Origin of the sequence: Variovorax sp. DAIF25, from assembly GCF_050711835.1 — a bacterium.
In the GTDB taxonomy this organism is placed as follows: domain Bacteria; phylum Pseudomonadota; class Gammaproteobacteria; order Burkholderiales; family Burkholderiaceae_C; genus Variovorax.
Window position 1 is genome coordinate 383,265 of the sequence record NZ_CP136637.1, and the last position, 19,048, is coordinate 402,312.

Below are 19,048 nucleotides of genomic sequence, written 5' to 3' on the forward strand. Positions count from 1 at the left end.
GCATGCGGATGCAGCCATCTTTACCTGCTGTTTTCAATCCGTCCGGCAGTTTTGCAACTGCGCTGCATCATGCTTTTGGAGAGGGTGCCGCGCCGCGGCACCCGCCGCTTCGACCCATCGACCATGCCCATGCCTGCTGAAAAACACCGGGAAGCAACGCTCGACGACGCCGCCATCCAGCGGCGCCTCGAGGACGCGGACATCCGCGTCAACCCCGAGCGCCTGCAGATCCTCGGCCGGCTGATGTCGCAAACCGGCCAGGCCTGCACGGCCCAGGAGCTCTATCCGCGCGGGGTCGAGGAATCGAATGCCGCCGCGGTGTCGCGCGTGTACCGGACGCTGCACCTGCTCGAGAAGAAGCGGGTGATCGAGCGGCGGGTGCGGCAGGTGCGCGGGCGGCCCGTGTTCACCTACATCTACGGCGAGGAGAGCGCCTCGTCGCGCATCCGCTTCCAGTGCCGAAGCTGCGGCGCCAGCGTGGTCGCCGACGACATCCAGTTGCGCGAGCAGGTCGCGAAGGTCGGGGCCGACCAGGGACTGCCCGTGGCCTCGAAGGAGGACATCGTGGTGTGGATCGCGTGCAACCGCTGCAGCGCTAGCGCACCGGACTGAACTACTCGACGCGCGCGGCCGTCTCCGACCACCAGCCGCGCAGCACCCAGTAGAGCGGCGGCAGCATCAGCACGGCGCACAGCCACGCATGGCGCGCGCCCTCTTCGAAGAAGGGCGCCACGGTCAGCGCCCAGGCCACGCCATCGTCGCGCAGCTCGGGAATGCGCAGCAGGTCGGCCACGCTGTAGAGCAGCAGTTGGATCGCGAGCAGGGCCAGCAGCAGCGCCGAGACCCGGAACGCCAGCAGCAGCCGCGCGCGCAGGTGCAGCCACTTCCACGCAGGCAGCAGCAGCCCGGTGGCGGCGACGCCCAACAGCACGCCCAGCGCGGCATCCGCCATGCCGGCGCGCGCGCCGATCGCGCGCACGAAGACCGCGATCTCGAGCGATTCGCGAAAGGCCGACAGCGCCACGAAGGCGACGACCAGGAAGGGCGCGGCCCGGCTGTCGAGCCAGGCCTCGTGGAACAGGTGGACGCGGCCGCGGATCTGCCGCACCGAGGCCGCCATGCTCGTCGCCATGACCAGGATGCCGAGCGCCATCAGGGTGCTGAGGCCGGCGCTGACGTTGCGGTCGACCGAGGCGTCCATCAGCAGCACCGACAGCGCCGCGGCGGGCGCGAGCCCCAGGCCCAGGCCCCAGCCGACGTACTTGAGCAGCGACAGACGCCGGGATTCGCGCAGGCAGACATGCAGCGAGCCCACGATCAGGATCAGCTCGGCCAGCTCGCGCAGGGTGATGGCGAAGGCGTCAAACATCGGTGGATCCGCGCGGCGTCGAGATGACAACGATTCTCATTGGTAAAGTATCGCACGGCCCTCCTCGAACGGCCCCGTGCGACACTGCCGTCGCGCCTTCGACAACAGAACAGCGCTTCGCAGCATTCAGGGGTATCGCCGTGGCCATGAACGATCAAGAAATCCTCAGCATCGTCGACCGGGCCGTCGACGAGTTCAACGGCGACCTCGACGACCTCGAAAGCGCGATCGGCATGCTGCTGCTCGGACGCCACTACGGCTGGCGCGTGGTGCTGCTGATCCACAGCCCGACCACCGTGCGCAAGTACCTGAAGATCCTCGGCCTGAAGAACCTGCGCGACGTGCTGCCCGAGGTCGGCGTGCTCGCGCACCGTTCGAACGCCTGGCGCCTGCTCGATGGCACCAAGAACTTCTGGAAGGTCGTGCGCGGCCAGATCAGCGGCGTGCGCTCCGCGCGGGTCGAGAAGTCCCCGAGCAAGCCCTCCTGAACCCTTCGATTCGTCTGGATCCGGGACTCGCCGGAGGGGGCGGCCGTGCGCGCTTGCGTGGCATTTTCCCAACACGAAAGTAGCTCTTTTGAAGACCACTGATCCTTGGCGTTCAGCGCCAGCGTCTTCCGTTTATCTCCTTTGAGATTGGCTGCCATGGCTCGCTTCGCGCCGAATCAGTAGCACTTGACAGTACTACTACCTGCTTCTACATTTGCTCGAAATTGCGAATCGTTCGTATTTCCGTCTCTTTCGCGGCCGCGACCAGAAGGGGGAGGTGGCAGCGGCGATGCGCTCTTTCGCAGCCGGCGCGAATGCGCCTTCTCTTTCCTTCATCAGTTCCAAATGAACAAGTCACGCAGCCCGCGCCTTCCGGGCATGGCACCCGCGATCGCGCCCAGCGCCGTCGTCCGGGCGATTCACCTGCTCACCGCCGGCGCCACCCTGGCCCTCGGCGCATCCACCGCCTGGTCGCAGACCGCCGACGGCAGCAACTCGCTGCCGCCCATCACCGTCACGGGCACCGAGCAGGGCTACGCCGCCAAGCGCAGCACCACCGCCACCAAGACCGACACGCCGCTGCGCGACACGCCGCAATCGATCAGCGTGGTGACCAGCGACGAGCTGCGCGACCGCGCGGTGCAGAGCATTGCCGAGGCCGCGCGCTACGTGCCGGGCGTGGGCTTCGCGCAGGGCGAGGGCAACCGCGAGACGCCGATCTTCCGCGGCATCAGCACCACCGGCGACTTCTTCATCGACGGCATCCGCGACGACGTCCAGTACTACCGCGACCTCTACAACATCGAGCGCGTGGAAGTGTTCAAGGGCCCGAACGCGATGATCTTCGGCCGCGGCGCCACCGGCGGGCTGATCAACCGCGTGAGCAAGCAGCCCGAGTGGACGCCTTCCTACGGCGCCTCGGTCACGCTGGGCTCGCACAGCAACCGCCGCCTGACGGCGGACATCAACCAGCCGATCAACGACCAGCTGTCATTCCGCCTCAACGGCCTGTACGAGAACTCCAAGAGCTACCGCGACGGCGTCTGGCTCGAGCGCTCGGGCATCAACCCGACCCTGAGCTGGCGCCCGAGCGCGAAGACGCTGGTGACGCTGGGCTACGAGCACTTCAAGGACAAGCGCATCGCCGACCGCGGCATCACCTCGTTCCGCGGCGTGCCGGTGGTCACCGATCCCTCGACCTTCTTCGGCAACGCGGCCGGCAGCCCGACCTGGTCCTCGCTCGATGCCTTCAACGCACTCGTCGAGCACGAGTTCGACAACGGCGTGGTGCTGCGCAACCGCACGCGCTGGTCCGAGCAGGACAAGTTCTACCGCAACGTGTTCCCCGGCGCGGTCAACGCGCTCGGCACCACGGTGGCGCTCAGCGCCTACGACAACGCGACCACGCGCAAGAGCTTCTTCAATCAGACGGACGTCAGCTTCACGCTGAACACTGGCGCGGTGAAGCACAAGTTCCTCGTGGGCGCGGAGATCGGCAAGCAGGACACCGACAACTTCCGCAACACCGGCTACTTCAACAACACGGCCACCAGCGTGAACGTGCCGCTGTGGCTGCCGACGACCTACGCGCCGGTGTTCTACCGCCAGTCCGCGACCGATGCCAACAACAGCGGCACCGCCAAGGTCGCGGCCCTCTACGTGCAGGACCAGATCGAGCTGACGCCGCAGTTCCAGCTCATCGCGGGCCTGCGCTACGACCGCTTCCGCGTCGACTTCCAGAACAACCGCAACGGCGACCGCTTCAAGACCAACGACGACCTGGTGTCGCCGCGCCTGGGCGTGATCTACAAGCCGGTCGAGCCGCTGTCGCTGTACGCGAACTACAGCATCGCCTACCAGCCGCGCGCGGGCGACCAGCTGTCCTCGCTGAGCCTCACCACCGCGTCGCTCAAGCCCGAGAAGTTCAAGAACTACGAGATCGGCGCCAAGTGGGACGTGCTGCCCGCGCTCGCGGCCACCGCCGCGCTCTACCGCCTCGACCGCTCCAACGTGGTGGTGCTCGACCCGACCGACCCGACCGGCGCGCGCACCATCCTCAGCGACGGCCAGCGCACCCAGGGCTTCGAGCTCGGCCTCAGCGGCAACATCACGCCGGCCTGGAGCGTCTCGGGCGGCTACTCCTACACCGACGCCAAGTTCAAGGCCGACACCTCGGCCACGATCCGCGCCGGCGCCCGCGTGGGCCAGGTGCCCAAGCACACCTTCGCGCTGTGGAACCGCTACGACTTCTCGCCGATGTGGGGCGCGGGTGCCGGCGTGATCCACCAGGCCAAGATGTTCGCGTCGAGCGAGCAGATCGTGACCAACGCGGCACCGTTCCCGAACGTGGTGCTGCCGGGCTACACGCGCGTCGACGCGGCGCTGTTCTTCACGCTGAACCGCAACGTGCAGATGCAGCTGAACGTCGAGAACCTGTTCAACCGCAAGTACTTCCTCAACGCGAACAGCAACACCAACATCACGCCGGGCGCGCCGCGCTCGTTCCGCGTGTCGCTGAACGCGAAGTTCTGATGCGTGCGGCCGGCGGGCTTCATCGCCCGCCGGCCGTGTCCGCCTGGGAGTCGAAGGTTTCAGGAGCCCGATGATGAATCCACCCACGAGCCCGCCGTGGCAGCCCGACGCGATGACCCGCCTCGTCAACCGCAAGGCGGGCCTGCGTCATCCGGCGTTCGGACCGCACTCCGGCGTCACCGACCGCAACCGGCTGCAGCACGATCGCATCCTCGCGGCCATGGTCGAGTCCGAGGGCGGCAACCTGCATCCGCGCGACCTGCACCGCAGGCTCACGCAGCGGGGCACGCCGATGAACATGTCGGCGATCTATTCGGCGCTCAAGCGGCTGGCGGCCGAGGGCGCGATCCAGCACCTGCTGGTGGAGCGCAACGGCCGCGCCGTCTCGACCTACAGCCTGCCCGAGAGCGATGCCTGCGACGCCGCGGGCCGGCTGGTCTGCACCGGCTGCCGGCGCTCGGTCGACATCCGCGGCACGGGCCTGCTGTCGCGGCTCATCGCCGATGCCTGCAAGGCCCACGTACCGGCGGCCTCGGTGGAGGCCGTCGAAGTGCAGGTGCTGTGCGAAGCCTGCCGCGAAGCGCGAGACGACTGAGCTTGGCGCCGCCTTGGCACCGCCTCACCAGCGGTGCGTGTAGCTCAGCTTCAGCACGGCACCGGGGGCGGGCAGGCGGCTCGTGTTGTTGTTGCTGCGAAGCAGCTGGCTGTAGAGCGGGAAGTACTTCCGGTTGAAGAGGTTCTCCACGCCGATCGCCAGGTTGTTCTTCTCGTCGATCTTCCAGCGGCTGATCAGGTCGACCGTGGTGTAGCCGCTGGCGTCGCGGCGCCCGAAGCTGCTCACGCCATCGAGGCGGTAGTCCTTGCCCGCATAGGAGGTCGCCTGCAGCCGGTGGCTCCACCGGCCGTCGGGCTTGTACTCGACGTAGGCCGCCAGCTTGAGCGGCGGGATGCGGTAGCCGGTCATGTCCTGGTAGCGCGCGGCGCCCTGCGGCAGCTCGCGGCCCTTCATCCAGGTGAAGCTGCCGCCCAGGGCCCAGCGCTCGTCGTCGCTGAAGTAGTCGAGCGCGCCTTCGAGGCCATGGATGCGCTCCTTGGTGCGCAGCAGGTTCAGGCCGTTGTTGAAGCTCTGCACGGCGCCGAGGTCCGACTGCGACTGGAAGGCCGCGAGGTTCGCGACCACGTTGGAGAAGCGGCCGCGCCATCCGAGCTCGAAGGTGTCGGTCTTGACCGGCTGCAGGTCGGAGCCCGCGATGTTGAAGGCCGGCGTGGCATTGCGCACCTGCAGGCCGATGTCGGGCAGCTCGAAGCCCTGGCTGTACGACAGGTAGAGGTCGTGCGCCTTGCTCGGGTTGAAGACCAGGCCCGCGTTGTAGGTCCAGCCCTTGTAGTCGACCGCGCCGCCATTGACCGGGCGCGGGTTGGCCACGCGCGATTGCGACAGCGGCACGAAGCTGTCGAAGCGCGTGCGGGCGCGGTCGTAGCGCACGCCGCCTTCGATCGACCACCGGTCGTCGAAGCGGTGCTGCAGCTGGGCGAAGCCGCCGAGGCTGCGCGTGGTGATCGGCGGCATGAAGATGCGCGAGCCGGTCTTGAGGAAGCGCAGGCCGCCGCTCAGGTCGTACAGGCGCGGATCGAACACGTCCAGCGGCATGTCGCTGCGTTCCTGGTTGAAGTCGGCGCCCCAGGTCAGTTGCGTCTTCTTGTCCGCGCCCAGCGGCGTCTTGATGGTCAGCCGGCCGCCATGGACCTCGGAGTTCTGCGTCACCTGGTCCACGTTGGCGCCGCGCACCGACACGCCGCGCGCATCGAAGGGCGCGAAGCGGGTGAAGAAGTCGCGGTAATAGAACTGTGCGGCCAGCGAGCTGCCGGCGATGTCGCGGTGCTGGTAGTCGATGCCCACCAGCGTGTTCTTCACGCGGTTCTGCTCGGCCAGTTGCAGCCCGCGCAGCGGCCGGGCCGCGGCGATGCCCGCGGGCAGCTTCGCCACCGAGGGATCGGAGCCGTAGTCGGTGTCCTGCTTCGCGTCGTAGTGGCTCGCGGACAGCTGCAGCCGCTGGTTCGCATCGATGCGCCAGCCGATCTTGGCCGAGGCGCTGTAGATGTTCGAGTCGAACAGGTCGCCCTGGCTCGGCTCGGGCGCGATGCGGCTGCCTCGCGCGTCGTAGGAGGCGCCGACGCGGCGCGCGCCGAGGCTCAGCGTGTAGTCGATCTTCTCGCCCGCGCCCGAGAGGTAGTGCTGCACCTCGCCGCCGAAGCCCGCCGAGCCGATGCGCGACAGCGGCGTCACGCCGGTCACCGTGGTCTCGGCGCGCGTCTGCCCGTCGGGCTGGCGCGTGCGGATGGAGACGATGCCGCCGGCCGCGCCGCTGCCGTAGATCGCGCTGCTGCCGCGCAGCACCTCGATCTGCTCGACATCGGCCGGGTTGACGTTGGCCAGGTTGCGCGAGGAGTCGCGGTTGGTGTTGAGCGGGATGCCGTCGACCAGCACCAGCATGTTGCGCCCGCGCAGGGTCTGGCCGAAGTCGGTGATGGTGTGGCTGGAATCGGCCATGCCCGGCACCACCTTGCTCAGCAGGGTGGCCACGCTGTCGGAACCCTGGCGCAGGCCCTCGAGCTCCTGGCGCTCGATCACCGTGACCTGGCGCGTGGGCGCCATCAGCTTGCTCTGGGTGCGGTCGGTCACCGTGATCGGTGCCAGCGCATCGCCCGGGATCGCGGGTTCGACGGCCGGTGCTACGGCACCCGAAGGTGTGGGACGGTCGGCCGGTGCCGCCGCATCGGCCGCCTCCAGGGTGAAGTTGCCGCCGCCCAGCGCGCGCGTGCGCAGGCCGCTGCCTGCCAGCAGGCGGTCGAAGCCTTCCTGCACCGCGAACGCGCCGCGCAGGCCCGGCGTCGAGAGGCCGCGCGTGCGTGCCAGGTCCATGCTGAGGTTGACGCCGGCCTGGCCCGCGAAATTGAGCAGCGCCGGGCCCAGCGGGCCCGCGGGAATGTCGTAGCGCGTGGGAGCCTGGGCCACGGCGGGATCGGCGGCCCGGGCCAGCGGCGCGGCCAGCGTGCCGCACAGGCCGAGCAGGCACAACGCGCCGCGCACGCTGCGCACGAGCGGGCGCGGCGGCGCCGCGCGGAGGGTTCGGGAAGCGGAAGGGCGGGGCCGTTCGGTCATGAAGAGGGGTCCTGTCGTCGGTCGTTGAAAGCGGGTCTCGTCCTGCATGACAGGCGAGCCGCGAAAACCGGACAGGGCGGCGCAAAAAAAGAACCCGCCGGGGTGGCGGGCCAAAGGGGGGTGGTGGTCGGGTCGGTCAACGCGCGGCGATGGTCACCCAGTAGCGCGTTCTGGATTCGATGCGCACCGGCAGGGTCTGGGCCAGCAGTTCCAGGATGCGGTCCGTGTCGTCGAGCTGGAAGGCGCCCGAGACCCGGATCTCGGCCGCCGCCGGATCGCAATGCAGGGCGCCGCTGCGGTAGCGCGCGAGCTCGGCCGCGAAGTCCGCGAGCCGCATCTCCTCGGCGTAGAGCACTCCACGGGCCCAGGCGTCGGCGCCGGCCGCCAGTGCGCGCGGCGCCGACACGGTCGTCGCGCTGAAGAAAGCCTGGCGCCCCGCGGGCACGATGACGGGTGCGCCGGGATCCCGCGCGGGCCGGATCTCGACCGCGCCTTCCAGCACGCTGAGGCGGCCGCGCGCGTCGTCGCTGCGCACCACGAAGCGCGTGCCCAGCGCGCGCAGGCTGGCGTGCGCGGTCTGGACGAGAAAAGGGCGCGGGTCGGGTGCGGTCTCGATCAGGATCTCCCCGGCGCGGTGGCGCAGCAGCCGCTGCGTGTCGTCGAAGTCCAGGCTCACGGCCGATGCGGTGTTGAGGTCGAGCCCGCTGCCGTCGGGCAGCAGCAGGTGCCTGCGCTCGCCGGTGGCGGTGCTGACATCCGCGCCGATCGCCTGCCAGGGCAGGGTGCGATAGCCGATCCACGCAGCCGATGGCACGCCGAGCAGCAGCGCCACCGTGCGCAGCAGCGCGCGCCGGCCGGCCGCGTCCCGGCGCCGGTCGAGCACCGGCATGCCCACGGCCACGGGCACCGCGCCGAAGCGGCGGCTCAACTGTTCGGCGCTCTGCCAGACGCGCTGGTGCTCGGGGCTCTGGTTGCGCCATGCCTCGCAGCCCCGCAGGTCGGCGGCGCTCGGGCGCCCGGCATGCAGGCGCGCGAGCCACTGCGCGGCTTCGTCGAGCAGCCGGGGATCGACCGGGGCGCCCGCGGGTCTCACGCGCCCTGCGCCAGCATCAGCCGAAGGCATTGCCGGAACCCCTGCGCCATGTAGCGCGTGACGGTGCGCACGCTGAGCTTCAGCCGCGCGGCGATCTCGTCGTAGGACAGGCCTTCGAGCTGCGACATCAGGAAGGCGGTGCGCACCGGGGGCGGCAGTTCGTCGAGCAGGGCGTCGAGCTCGTGCAGCGTTTCGAGCAGGATGGCGCGTTCCTCGACCGAGGGCACCAGCGCCTCGGGCAGCAGGGCCAGCGAGGCCAGGTAGGCGCGCTCGAGCGACTGGCGCTCGAAGTGATTGACCATCAGGCGCCGCGCCACGGTCGTGAGGTAGGCGCGCGGCTCGCGCAGCGGCGGAATGGCATCGGCGCGGTAGCCGGTCCACACGCGCATGAAGGTGTCGTGCGCGATGTCCGCCGCGTCGCAGCTGTTGCCGAGCCGGCTCCGCAGCCACCCGCAGAGCCACCCGTGGTGATCGCTGTAGAGCGCGTGGACCTCCCGCTGCAGGGCTGATTCGCCGACCACCATGCGCTTTCTCGTGCAGACCTGCTGCCGCCCTCTGTTTCTAAATAGGAATCCTTCGCATTGTAGTGCCTTGTGGCTACCTGGCCCCGCGCAATTCAGTGGCCGGCGCGCGGCAGCACGAAGGCGAGGGTGGCTTCGAACCCGTCCTCGTCGGCCTCGCTCCTGTCGCCGCGCGGGCGCACCAGCGAGGCCGCGATCACGTTGAGGCCGCTGCTGCCCAGCGTGAGCGTGGCGCGGCCCGCGCGGTCCGTCTTCACGCGCGGCCCTGCGGTGTTGCCCGTGAAATCGCCGATCACCTCGACACCCGCCACCGGCCGACCCTTCGACAGCACGCGCACCGCGAGGCGCTGGCCGCGCCGCAGCGCGAAGGGATCGGCCAGCGGCACGATCTCCAGCTCGGCACCAATCGGCGCGAAGGGCAGGCGGACCGGCGCGAGCAGGGTCGTGCCGTACTTCATGTAGTGCCCTGCCTTGCGCGCATCGGGCACCTGCCGGCGCGAGCCGCCGACCCACTTGCCGTCGCGGCCCTGCGACCAGAAGCCGTCCTCGAGCGCCACCCACAGCACGGCCGCGTCCTTCGCCGGCTCGACCACCGCGTTGCGCGCACGCGCCGATACCTGCACCTGCGACGGCGCACCGCTGGCGGTGAAGGCCTTCGTCTCGCGCAGCTGCCGCGGCTCGTAGGCCTCGTCGAGCGCGCCTTCGCCGAGCACCACGGCCAGTTCGCCCGCGCGCTGCGCGACCCACACGCCATGGGCCGACGACGCGCCGCAGCACAGGGCCGCGAGCGCCAGGACCATGTGCCGCAGGCCACTCCTTGCATCGATCTTCATGCGGGCCTCCTTCAGAAGTTGGCCGTCATCGACAGCCGGACGATGCGCGGATTGCCCTGCGTCACGCCGCCGTAGTTGACCGAGCTCCAGTAGCGCCGGTTCGTCACGTTCTCGATCGACAGCCGCAGGATCGATTGCGCGCCCATCAGCCGCGTGACATAGGCCGCGCCCAGGTCCCAGCGCGTGAAGCTCGGCACGATCAGCGTGTTGGCGCGGTCCAGCGGTCGGTTGCCGACGTGGTAGATGCCGGTGTTGAGCGACAGCCCCGGCACCGCCATCAGCCGGTAGTCGAGGAACAGGTTGGCCTGGAAGCGCGCCACGTTGCTCGGGCGGCGGCCCTCGAGCGCGGGGTCGCCGGTCTCGCGCTGCTGCGCGTCGAGCCAGGACACGCCGGCGATGCCACTGAGTTGCGACGTGATCTCGCCATTGGCCGTGAACTCCACGCCCCGATGCCGCTGGCGGCCCTGCTGGCGGAAGACGTTGTCGGCCGGCGAGACCGCCTGCAGCGGCTTGTCCATGTCGAAGGCCGCGGCCGTCACCATCAAGCCGTCGCGCACGCGGCTCTTCACGCCGACCTCGTACTGCCGGCTCTTGATCGGCCCGAGCTTCTGTAGCGCGTTGTCGGCATAGCTCGGTGCATAGGCCCCTTGCTCGAAGCCCTCGCCGTAGGTCGCGTAGAAGGTGGTGCGCTCCGAGGGTTTGTACATCGCGCTCACCGTGGGCACGGTCACGTTGGTCGTGTACTTCGGCGTGCCGTCGTACTTGCTGCCGATGTCGCTGCTGTAGTCGATGTGGCGCGCGCCGATCAGCAGCTGCCAGTTCGGCCCGAAGGAGATCGTGTCGCTCGCGAACAGGCTGCTCTGGCGCGCCTTGCTCGCGGGCAGGTGCGTGTCCTCGGGGATGAAGGGCGCGACGTAGGGCAGTGGCCGGTAGATGTTGCCGATGTACTGCGGGAAGCGCAGGTAGTCGCCATCGGGCGACTGCAGGCTCGAATACGAATAGCCGATGACCACCTCGTGCCCGATCGACCCGGTGTCGAAGCGCCCGGTCGTGAACACCTGGCCCGCGGTGGTGGGATAGGCCTCGCCCTCGTAGCGCGTGTTGCCGGCAATCACGTCGCCGTTCGGCGCCACTTTCGAGGCGTTGAAGAAGATCGCGTTGCGCTTGGTGCGGCTCAATGCGAGCTGCGCCGTCAGGTCCCAGTTCTCGCCGAGCGCGTAGTTCAGCCGCGCGCCGAGGTTCCAGGCGTCGGTCTTGTACTGGCCCCAGGGCTGGCCGACCAGCGTGCGCGGATCGAAGCTGCGCGCGGGCACCAGCAGGCCGTCGCTGCGCGGGCCGATCATGCCGCTGGCGGCCAGCGACTTGCGCTGCCAGTCGAAGTCGAGCTGCAGCAGCGCGTCGCGGTTGAGCTTGATGTCCACCGCGCCGCTGAGGAAGTCGCGCCGCAGGTCGCCGAAATGGGTGAAGTCGCCGACCCGCTCGCTCGCGGCATTGAAGCGGTAGCCCACGGTGCCGGCCTCGTCGAGCGGCCCGCCGGCATCGACGCTGGCATAGCGGCCGCCGTAGCTGCGCACCTCGGCGCTCACGCTCGCGAAGCGCTCGCGCGTCGGGCGCTTGAGCACGTAGTTGACGATGCCGCTGGGTTCGCCCACGCCGTACAGGAAGCCCGACAGCCCCTTGAGCACGTCGACGCGCTCCTTGTTCTCCAGCGGCACGTCGCTGTAGATGTTCGCCAGCAGGCCGTCGCGGCGCACGTTGTTGAAGGAGTTGGCCGAGAAGCCGCGCACCGCGACGCCATCGAACGAGGAGAAGCCCGAGGTGGGCGTGACGGAGGGATCGTTGCGCAGCACGTCGAGCGCGGTGCGCGCGCGCTGGTTCTCGATGGTGTCGACGGTGTAGGAGCCGACCGCGAAGGGCAGGTCCTGCAGCGAACGCACGCCGAGCGCGCCGGCGTTCACGTCCTGCACGTCGTAGAGCCGTTCGCGCTGGGCGCTGACCACCACCGGCGCCAGCGTGCCGGTGCGTGCCGCGGCCTCGGCGGCCGCGTCGGGCAGCGCGCTCGCACCGGTGGCCGGCGCGCCGATGCGGCGCAGTCGCCAGCCGCCGGCGGCCCCCGGCACCGCCTCGAGCCCGCTGCCGGCCAGCAGCCTGGCCAGGGCCTCGTTCACCGCGTAGCGGCCCTGCAGGCCGGGACTCGCGAGGCCCTGCGTCAGGGTCGGGTCGATCGCGATCATGGTGCCCGACTCGCGGCCGAAGCGGCCCAGCACGCTGTCGAGCGAGCCGGCGCCGATGGCATAGCTGCGCGGCGCTTCGGCGGCCGGTACGGGCTGGGCCAGCGCTGGCGTTGCCGAGGCGCCGAGCAGCGCCAGCGCCGCGCTCAGGCAGCCGGAGCGGGCGAAGGGCGCGAGCGGGAAGGGGCCGGTCCGGGCGGCGGACCGAGCATCGAATGCCATGGGAAGAACTCTCCGTGATCGTTGGAAGATGTGGGGCCCACGCGGCCCTCGCCGCGGGGTGTCTCTTCCTGCTTGATGCACGAGGTTTGGAAACCTGCCGTTTTTCTTCGATCTTTTTTTCGCGGCCCGTCGCCCCCGCTATCGCGCCGCGATCGTCGTCCAGTAGGGACCGATCGAACGGCGCCGCACCGGCAGCGTTTCTTCCAGCATGTCGAGCACCGCATCGGTCCGCGCGACCGGAAACGCGCCGCTCACGAGGATGGCGCCCACCGCCGGGTCGCAGCGCAGCACGCCCGGGCGGTAGCGCCCCAGCTCCGCGAGGAAGTCGTCGAGCCGCATGCGCTCGACCACCAGCACGCCCTGGGTCCAGGCCGCGGCGTTCTCGCTGCCAGGTTCGGGTGCCGAGATGCCATCCGCCGCATAGCGCGCGCCTTGGCCCGCGGGCAGGCGCAGCGTGCCTTCGCGGCCGGCCACGCTGAGCTCGACCAGGCCTTCGAGCACGACGACCTCGCCCGCGGCGGGCGCATCGGGCGCGCGCACCAGGAAGCGCGTGCCGATCGGAACCACGCGCCCGGGCCCCGCATGCACGACCAGCGGCCGCGCGGCCGGGTCGTGGCCCGAGCTGACCATGATCTCGCCGCCGAGCAGGTGGATGCCGCGCTCGGCCGCGCCGAAATGCACGTCGATCGCGCTGCGCGTGTTCAGCACCACGCGCGTGCCGTCCGGCAGCAGCACGCTGCGCTGTTCGCCGGTGGCCGTGCGGTAGTCGGCGCGCCAGCAGGCCATGTCGTCGCGCAGCGCCCAGGCGCCCACGCCGCCGCTCGCGGCCAGCACGAAGGCCTTGAGCGCCCAGCGCCGCCGCGCCGCGTCGGCGCCGCGCAAGGCGCCGCGGGCCGTCTCGGGCGCGAGGCCATGCACGCCGTCGCGCAGGTCGGCACCGAGGCCGCGCACGCGCTGCCAGGCTTGCTCGTGGTCGGGGTGCGCGCCGCGCCAATGCTCGCAGGCCGCGCGCTCGGCGGCGGAGGCGGCGCCCGATTGCAGCCGCACCAGCCATTCGACCGCCTGCGCGACGATGGCGCGATCGAGCGCCGCATCGCCCGCGGGCTGGAAGACCGCGCGCCGCGGCGCCGTGCCGACCTCAGCCGCCATAGACGGCGTCGTAGCAATGCGCATAGGCCTTCACCATGTCCTTCTGCACGATGTGGATCGACACGCCGAGCCGCTGAGCGATCTCGGCATAGGGCAGGCCGTCGAGCTGCGACAGCAGGAAGACCTCGCGCGTGCGCGGCTTCAGCCCGTCGAGCACCCGGCTGACCGCGGCCAGCGCCTCGAGCACCAGCAGGCGTGCCTCGGGCGAGGGGCTCGTGGCCTCGGGCAGGTGGGCGATCGCCTCGAGGTAGGCGCGCTCGAGCGCGAGGCGGCGGAAGTACTGCGCCGCGATGCGGCCGGCCACGGTCGTGAGGTAGGCGCGCGGCTCGCGCAGCGGGCCGGTCTCGTTGGCCGACAGGATGCGCGCGAAGGTGTCCTGCGCCAGGTCGGCCGCGTTCTCGATGTTGCCGAGCTTGCGCCGCAGCATCTGCAGCAGCCACGAATGGTGTTCGCCGTACAGCGTGGCGACCAGTCGCACGGAGGCATCGGAGGTGGACATCGGAGGACGGCAGGCCGCGCAGCTCGTTGAGAATAGTTCTCATTGTAAGAACTTCGTCTGCATGCCGAACGCAGGCGTCGCAACCGGACAACGCCGGCGCTCCCGCCGACGGGCGCGCTCAGCCGCCCTGGAGCACCGCCGACAGCGGCGCGATCCGGATCGCGCCCGGCTCGCCGGCCGCGGGCAGCGCCAGCGCGCGCAGCACCGCGTACTCGCGCATGCGCGCCGGGCCGTGCGGGTCGCCGGGCACCCGGCCCAGCGAGGGATGGCACATCAGCACGTCGCCGCGCCCGGCCACCGCGAGCCAGGCCAGCAGGCGCGCGCGATAGGCCTGGCCATCGCCCGAGAAGCCATAGACGCCGAGCAGGCGCCGGCTGGTGGGAATGCCGTGCTCGCGCGCCAGCGCCGCGAGCGCCGCGCCGCCCAGGCCGTGGATGACGGCCGCCTTGAAGCCGTCGCTGCCGTGGCGCCAGCCGGGCTCGGTGCTGCGCAGCCACGGCGGCGCGCCCGGATAGCGGCGCGCGAGCTCCGCGACCAGCAGCTCGCGCACGCCCGCGAACTGGTGCACGTGCCGGTGGCCGTCGACGAAGGCGGGCGCGCGGCCCATCGCGTCCTCGAAGCGCGCGAGCTGGGTGCGGATCTCCGCCTGGATCGCCAGCCGTGCGGCCGGGCGCAGCCGGGGTGCGACCAGCAGGCCGAGCAGACCCGGCTCGCGGCCGCCGGGCACGGCCGGGCGGGTCAGGTCCAGGTGCAGGCCGATGTCGGTGCGCTGCCGGTCGAGCCGGCGCAGCAGGCGCGCACCCGACGGCCATGCGGCGCGCCGCACCATGCAACCCACGGCGCTGATGCGCTCGCGCTCGGCGAGCACGAGCGCCGCTTCGTTGATCGCATGCCCCATGCCGAAGTCGTCGACGCAGATGCAGATCGAGCGCGGGCCCTCGGCAGTGGCCTCGCGTGGCGATGGGCTCATGGCTGCGCGTCCGCGTTCGGGGCCGTCTCGGGAATGCCCGCGCAATGCGACCCGCGCCGCGTGGCGCCGTCATGGCGCCACACGGCCAGCCGGTCGTTGACCGCCACCAGCTTCGTGCCCGCGAGCCACGGATGCGCGAGCTGCGAATTGTTCGGACCCACCAGCCAGGTGGTGCGGGGCGCGCACAGGATCGCGGGCAGTTGCGAGGCATCGACCAGCAGCCGCGAGGCCCGGGCCTTGTCGAAGCGCGCCGCATCCGCGAGTTCCTTGCGCCAGTCGTCGCGCTCCGGCTGCTGCTTCCAGTCGCCGAGCACCATCACCGGCGCGCGCAACTGCCAGTAGAAGGGCAGCTCGTAGACGTAGCTGTCGAGCATCAGCACCTGGTCGCCGGGCCCGATGCGCTCGCCCGCGGGCAGGCGCAGTCTCGCGCCCGGCTGCGGCATCGCGACCAGCGTGCCCACGCTCGCGAGGCACAGCGCCATCGCCGCGGCGGCGGCCGCCTTCAGGCCTCGTCCTTCGCGCATCGGGCCGCTGGCCAGGATGCGCCGCGCCACCAGAAAAGCCAGCGGCGCGAGCACGGGCAGCACATAGCCGACGAGCTTGGAGCGCGGCAGCGAGAAGAAGACCACGATGACGATCAGCCAGACCCCCATCAGCCGGTCGATGTCGCGCGTGGTGGTGCCGATGTCCGGCGCCGCGTTTCCGTGGCGCGGCAGCAGCAGGCCGATCGACCACGGCAGGGTCAGCGCGGCCAGCACGGGCAGATAGAACCAGAAGGGCTGCTCGTTGTTGAAGCCGCTCGAGGCGAAGCGCCGGAAGTGCTGCGTGATCACGAAGTAGTCGAAGAAGTCCGGGTACGCGCGCTGCATCGCCACGAACCAGGGCGCCGCGAGCGCGAGCAGCAGCACCCATCCGGGCAGCCAGCGGCACAGCCGCCACAGCGTGCGCAGCCGCCGCGTCCAGGCGCACCAGGCGAGCAGCACCAGGAACGGCAGCAGCAGGCCGATCAGCCCCTTGGCGAGCAGCCCGGCCGCGGCGCAGGCATGCGCACCCGCCAACGCACCGCGCCATGGCTGCGCCTCGTCGTGGGCCAGCACCGCCCAGGCCGCGAGCAGCACCGTCGCCGAGATGCAGCCGGCCACCAGCATGTCGAGGTTCGCGAACTGCGCGCCGAGGAAGAAGTAGGGCATGGTGGCGAGCACCACCGTCGACCACAGCGCGAGCCGGTCGTCGGTCCAGCGCCGCAGGAAGGCGAACAGCGCGATGCCGGCGGCGCTGGCGCCCAGCACCGAGGGCAGCCGCGCGGCCCATTCGAGCGGCCCCGCCACGCCCATTGCCGCGGCGCCGATCCAGTAGAACAGCGGCGGCTTGTGGAAGAAGGGCAGGCCGTCGAGCCGCGGCACCAGCCAGTCGCCCGAATGCAGCATGGCGAGCGCGACGCCCACGTAGCGGCCTTCGTCGGGCGCCATCAGGGACCGCGCCCCCGAGGTCGCCAGCAGCCATGCGACCAGAACCACGCCGACCCATAAGACACGTGGCCGCCCCGCGATTCCCGCGCTCATGAGCCCTCCGTGGCGAGACCGCCGCCACGCTCGCGACGCACCACGTACAGCGGCCGCCCCTTCGACTCCTCGTAGATCCGCGCGATGTACTCGCCGAGGATGCCGGTCGAGATCAACTGGATGCCGATGAAGAACATCAGGCTCACGACGATCGTGGTCCAGCCCGACACCGCGTTGCCGAACAGCAGCCGCTCGGCGCACAGGTAGAGGCCATAGGCGAAGGCCGGCAGCGCAATCGCGAGGCCCGCCACGCTCACCATCCGCAGCGGCCAGGTGGTGAAGGCGGTGAGCCCGTCGAGCGCCAGCAGCACGAGCCGGCGCGCGTTGAAGCTCGAGCGTCCCTCGGCGCGCGGCGCCGGTGTATAGGGCAGCGCCACCCCGCGAAAGCCGACCCAGGCGTACAGGCCCTTCATGAAGCGGCCGCGCTCGGGCAGGCGCATCAGCGCATCCACCACCTTGCGGTCCATCAGCCGGAAATCGCCCGCGTCCTCGGGCACCGCGAAGCGGTCCGAGGCATTGAGCAGGCGATAGAAGAGCCGGCTGCCGAGCCGCTTGAAACGGCTCTCGTCGTCGCGCCGCTCGCGCACCGCGTAGACGACCTCCGCGCCGGTGCGCCAATGCGCGAGCATCGCGTGGAGCAGCTCGGGCGGATGCTGCAGGTCGCCGTCCAGCAGGATCACCACGTCGCCCACCGCCGCGGCCAGCCCCGCGGTCAGCGCGGCCTCCTTGCCGAAATTGCGCGACAGCGAGATGCAGCGGAAACCGGGCAGTTCGCACCAGGCATCGACCACCGCGGCCGTGTCGTCGGTGCTGCCGTCGTCGACGATCACGATCTCCCAGCGCATGTGCGTGGACCAGAGGATGTCCTCCAGCAGCGGCAGCAGCCGGCGCAGGTTGGGGCCTTCGTTGAAGCAGGGGATCACGCAGGAGAGGCTGCGCGGTCGCTCGCCGGGGGGCGTGGGCGCCGGCAGCGGCGCCGGTGCCGCTTCCATCGCTTCCACCGTTTCGGCTGCTTCGGGCGCGCGGCGCAGGAATGTCTGCGCGTTCACGGCATCCTCCAGGTGGCGGGAGCCGCGCCTTCGGCCGGCAGGAGCCGGCGCGCGAGCCGCAGTGCGAGGGCCAGCGCACCCGCGAGCACCGCGCCCAGGGCGAGGCCCGCGGCGATGTCGATCGGGAAATGCACGCCCACGTAGATGCGCGCCCAGCCCGTGACGATGGCCGAGGCCAGCAGCGCGAGCCCGATGCAGCGCAGGCTCGGGCGCAGCAGGCAGGCCACGGCCACGAGGAACATCACGCTCGCATGGGTGCTGGGCAGCGAGCCGCGGCCCGCATGGTCGATGTAGGCCCGCGCCAGGCCCAGCACGAAGGGACGCGGCTGGTCCAGGCGCAACGCGATGGCATGACAGAGCAGGGCGCAGGGCCCGGTGGCTGCGAGCACGACCCACAGGTAGGCGCGGTCGGCGGCCTTCTTCCAGATCGCGAAGCCGACGATCCCCGCGCTGAGCCAGGCGCCGCCGAGCGCGAAGGCGGTGGCCAGGAACAGCGCAAACGGTGCCGGCGGCGTGCCGGCCACGAGCCATTGGAACAGGGCGAGATTGGGATCGCTCATGACACGAACTCCCACGCAGCCGCCGTGCTGCATGAAGACGGCCAACGGCCGCGCGTGAAGGGCGCAGGGCTGCGCCGGGCGCGGCTGGCGCGCCCAAAAAAGACGAACACGGGAAACCTCCGGTCGAGGAAGAGAAAGGCCGCTGCGGCAGGGCCAGCGCGGCAGGAAGGGCGGCGCGCGAGGCGTCGCTTCTCTCAGTGCGTCGGGGGTGGAGCGTTGGCGGGAGGGCGGCGCCTCCAGGGGAAAGCCGGCGGCGGCGCGCCGCCTCGGGGCGGCACCTGCTCGGGGCCTATGCGGCCGGTGGGGCCGATCGCCGGGCGCGCGACGCGCGCCAGCGGCAGCAGCGCGAGCACCAGGGCCAGCAGGGTGCCCAGGCCGGCATTCAGTGCCTGCGGGTGATCGATGCCCGCGGGCACCTGCGCAAAGATCGTGGTCTCGCGGTCGGACGCATGGTTCTCGCGGTCGTCGGCCTCGAACTGGCTCATCTCCCCGAGTGCGCGCACCCGCAGCATGGGCTCGTCCTCGATGCCGTCGCAGCAGAAGTGGGCGGCGATGAAGGGCTGAAGGAACACCAGCAGGATGCCCGCGAGGCACCACGCGCGGTGGTGTGCTTCGGCGAATCGGCGGATGCGTGCGAGCAGCATGCGCGGATGCTAGAAGCCTTGCGTGAACGGAACCTGATCGGCCGGGGCCCCGATCCCATCGCGGATAATCCCGGCGCGTTCGGACGCTTCCGAACCGCATCAGGTCAGCCACGCCGCGCCGAAGCCAACCTGCCCCAGGGACTTCGACCAACCTATTTCAGGA

General features: G+C 70.8%; 17 protein-coding genes. 4 read left to right on the forward strand and 13 right to left on the reverse strand.

Annotated features, from left to right (window positions below; translation table 11 throughout):
- The first annotated feature begins 129 nt into the window (after positions 1-129).
- Positions 130-612 carry a transcriptional repressor gene (locus tag R0232_RS35810; RefSeq protein ID WP_431514013.1) on the forward strand — a complete coding sequence of 161 codons (483 nt, stop codon included), beginning with the start codon at positions 130-132 and terminating at the stop codon, positions 610-612.
- A 1-nt stretch (position 613) separates the two neighbouring features.
- On the opposite strand, the gene R0232_RS35815 is transcribed toward R0232_RS35810, so the two are convergent.
- A complete protein-coding gene (locus R0232_RS35815; RefSeq protein ID WP_431514014.1) occupies positions 614-1,369 on the reverse strand; it encodes an FTR1 family protein in 756 nt (251 codons plus the stop codon).
- A 146-nt stretch (positions 1,370-1,515) separates the two neighbouring features.
- Here R0232_RS35815 and R0232_RS35820 point away from each other — a divergent pair, with 146 nt between their 5' ends.
- The 3 genes from R0232_RS35820 to R0232_RS35830 all read left to right on the forward strand — a co-directional run bounded on the left by R0232_RS35820 (position 1,516) and on the right by R0232_RS35830 (position 4,984).
- Positions 1,516-1,857 (forward strand): hypothetical protein, encoded by a 342-nt coding sequence (locus R0232_RS35820; protein ID WP_431514015.1) that lies wholly within the window; start codon positions 1,516-1,518, stop codon positions 1,855-1,857.
- 345 nt (positions 1,858-2,202) lie between these two features.
- A complete protein-coding gene (locus R0232_RS35825) occupies positions 2,203-4,389 on the forward strand; it encodes a TonB-dependent receptor (RefSeq protein WP_431514016.1) in 2,187 nt (728 codons plus the stop codon).
- 73 nt (positions 4,390-4,462) lie between these two features.
- On the forward strand, positions 4,463-4,984 hold the full coding sequence (locus R0232_RS35830) for a hypothetical protein (RefSeq protein ID WP_431514017.1): 522 nt from the start codon (positions 4,463-4,465) through the stop codon (positions 4,982-4,984).
- A gap of 24 nt (positions 4,985-5,008) precedes the next feature.
- Here the strand turns inward: R0232_RS35830 and R0232_RS35835 are convergent, their stop codons facing one another.
- The 12 genes from R0232_RS35835 to R0232_RS35890 form a co-directional block, all read right to left on the reverse strand.
- Complete coding sequence (locus tag R0232_RS35835; protein WP_431514018.1) at positions 5,009-7,552, reverse strand: TonB-dependent siderophore receptor; 2,544 nt, start codon at positions 7,550-7,552, stop codon at positions 5,009-5,011.
- A gap of 136 nt (positions 7,553-7,688) precedes the next feature.
- Positions 7,689-8,645 carry a FecR domain-containing protein gene (locus R0232_RS35840; RefSeq protein ID WP_431514019.1) on the reverse strand — a complete coding sequence of 319 codons (957 nt, stop codon included), beginning with the start codon at positions 8,643-8,645 and terminating at the stop codon, positions 7,689-7,691.
- Positions 8,642-9,169, reverse strand: a complete 528-nt coding sequence (locus R0232_RS35845) for a sigma-70 family RNA polymerase sigma factor (RefSeq protein ID WP_296782198.1) — start codon at positions 9,167-9,169, stop codon at positions 8,642-8,644. Before R0232_RS35845 ends, R0232_RS35840 begins: the two co-directional genes overlap by 4 nt.
- A 92-nt stretch (positions 9,170-9,261) precedes the next feature.
- Positions 9,262-9,999 (reverse strand): DUF4198 domain-containing protein, encoded by a 738-nt coding sequence (locus R0232_RS35850; protein ID WP_431514020.1) that lies wholly within the window; start codon positions 9,997-9,999, stop codon positions 9,262-9,264.
- Between the two features lie 11 nt (positions 10,000-10,010).
- Entirely contained in the window at positions 10,011-12,452 is a 2,442-nt protein-coding gene (locus tag R0232_RS35855; RefSeq protein WP_431514021.1) for a TonB-dependent siderophore receptor, read from the reverse strand.
- Between the two features lie 138 nt (positions 12,453-12,590).
- The gene (locus tag R0232_RS35860) at positions 12,591-13,601 is read right to left on the reverse strand and encodes a FecR domain-containing protein (protein ID WP_431514022.1); all 1,011 of its coding nucleotides are present in this window, start codon (positions 13,599-13,601) and stop codon (positions 12,591-12,593) included.
- Positions 13,591-14,100: a sigma-70 family RNA polymerase sigma factor gene (locus R0232_RS35865; protein WP_431514023.1), complete on the reverse strand. Its 510-nt coding sequence runs from the start codon at positions 14,098-14,100 to the stop codon at positions 13,591-13,593. Before R0232_RS35865 ends, R0232_RS35860 begins: the two co-directional genes overlap by 11 nt.
- Positions 14,101-14,218: 118 nt before the next feature.
- Entirely contained in the window at positions 14,219-15,070 is an 852-nt protein-coding gene (locus tag R0232_RS35870) for a ChbG/HpnK family deacetylase (RefSeq protein ID WP_431514024.1), read from the reverse strand.
- The gene (locus R0232_RS35875; protein ID WP_431514025.1) at positions 15,067-16,587 is read right to left on the reverse strand and encodes an ArnT family glycosyltransferase; all 1,521 of its coding nucleotides are present in this window, start codon (positions 16,585-16,587) and stop codon (positions 15,067-15,069) included. The genes R0232_RS35870 and R0232_RS35875 overlap by 4 nt, the downstream gene beginning before the upstream one ends.
- 41 nt (positions 16,588-16,628) lie before the next feature.
- Entirely contained in the window at positions 16,629-17,624 is a 996-nt protein-coding gene (locus R0232_RS35880) for a glycosyltransferase family 2 protein (protein ID WP_431514636.1), read from the reverse strand.
- Between the two features lie 53 nt (positions 17,625-17,677).
- The gene (locus R0232_RS35885; RefSeq protein ID WP_431514026.1) at positions 17,678-18,241 is read right to left on the reverse strand and encodes a phosphatase PAP2 family protein; all 564 of its coding nucleotides are present in this window, start codon (positions 18,239-18,241) and stop codon (positions 17,678-17,680) included.
- Between the two features lie 194 nt (positions 18,242-18,435).
- The gene (locus R0232_RS35890; protein WP_208511760.1) at positions 18,436-18,885 is read right to left on the reverse strand and encodes a hypothetical protein; all 450 of its coding nucleotides are present in this window, start codon (positions 18,883-18,885) and stop codon (positions 18,436-18,438) included.
- Between the last annotated feature and the right edge of the window lie 163 nt (positions 18,886-19,048).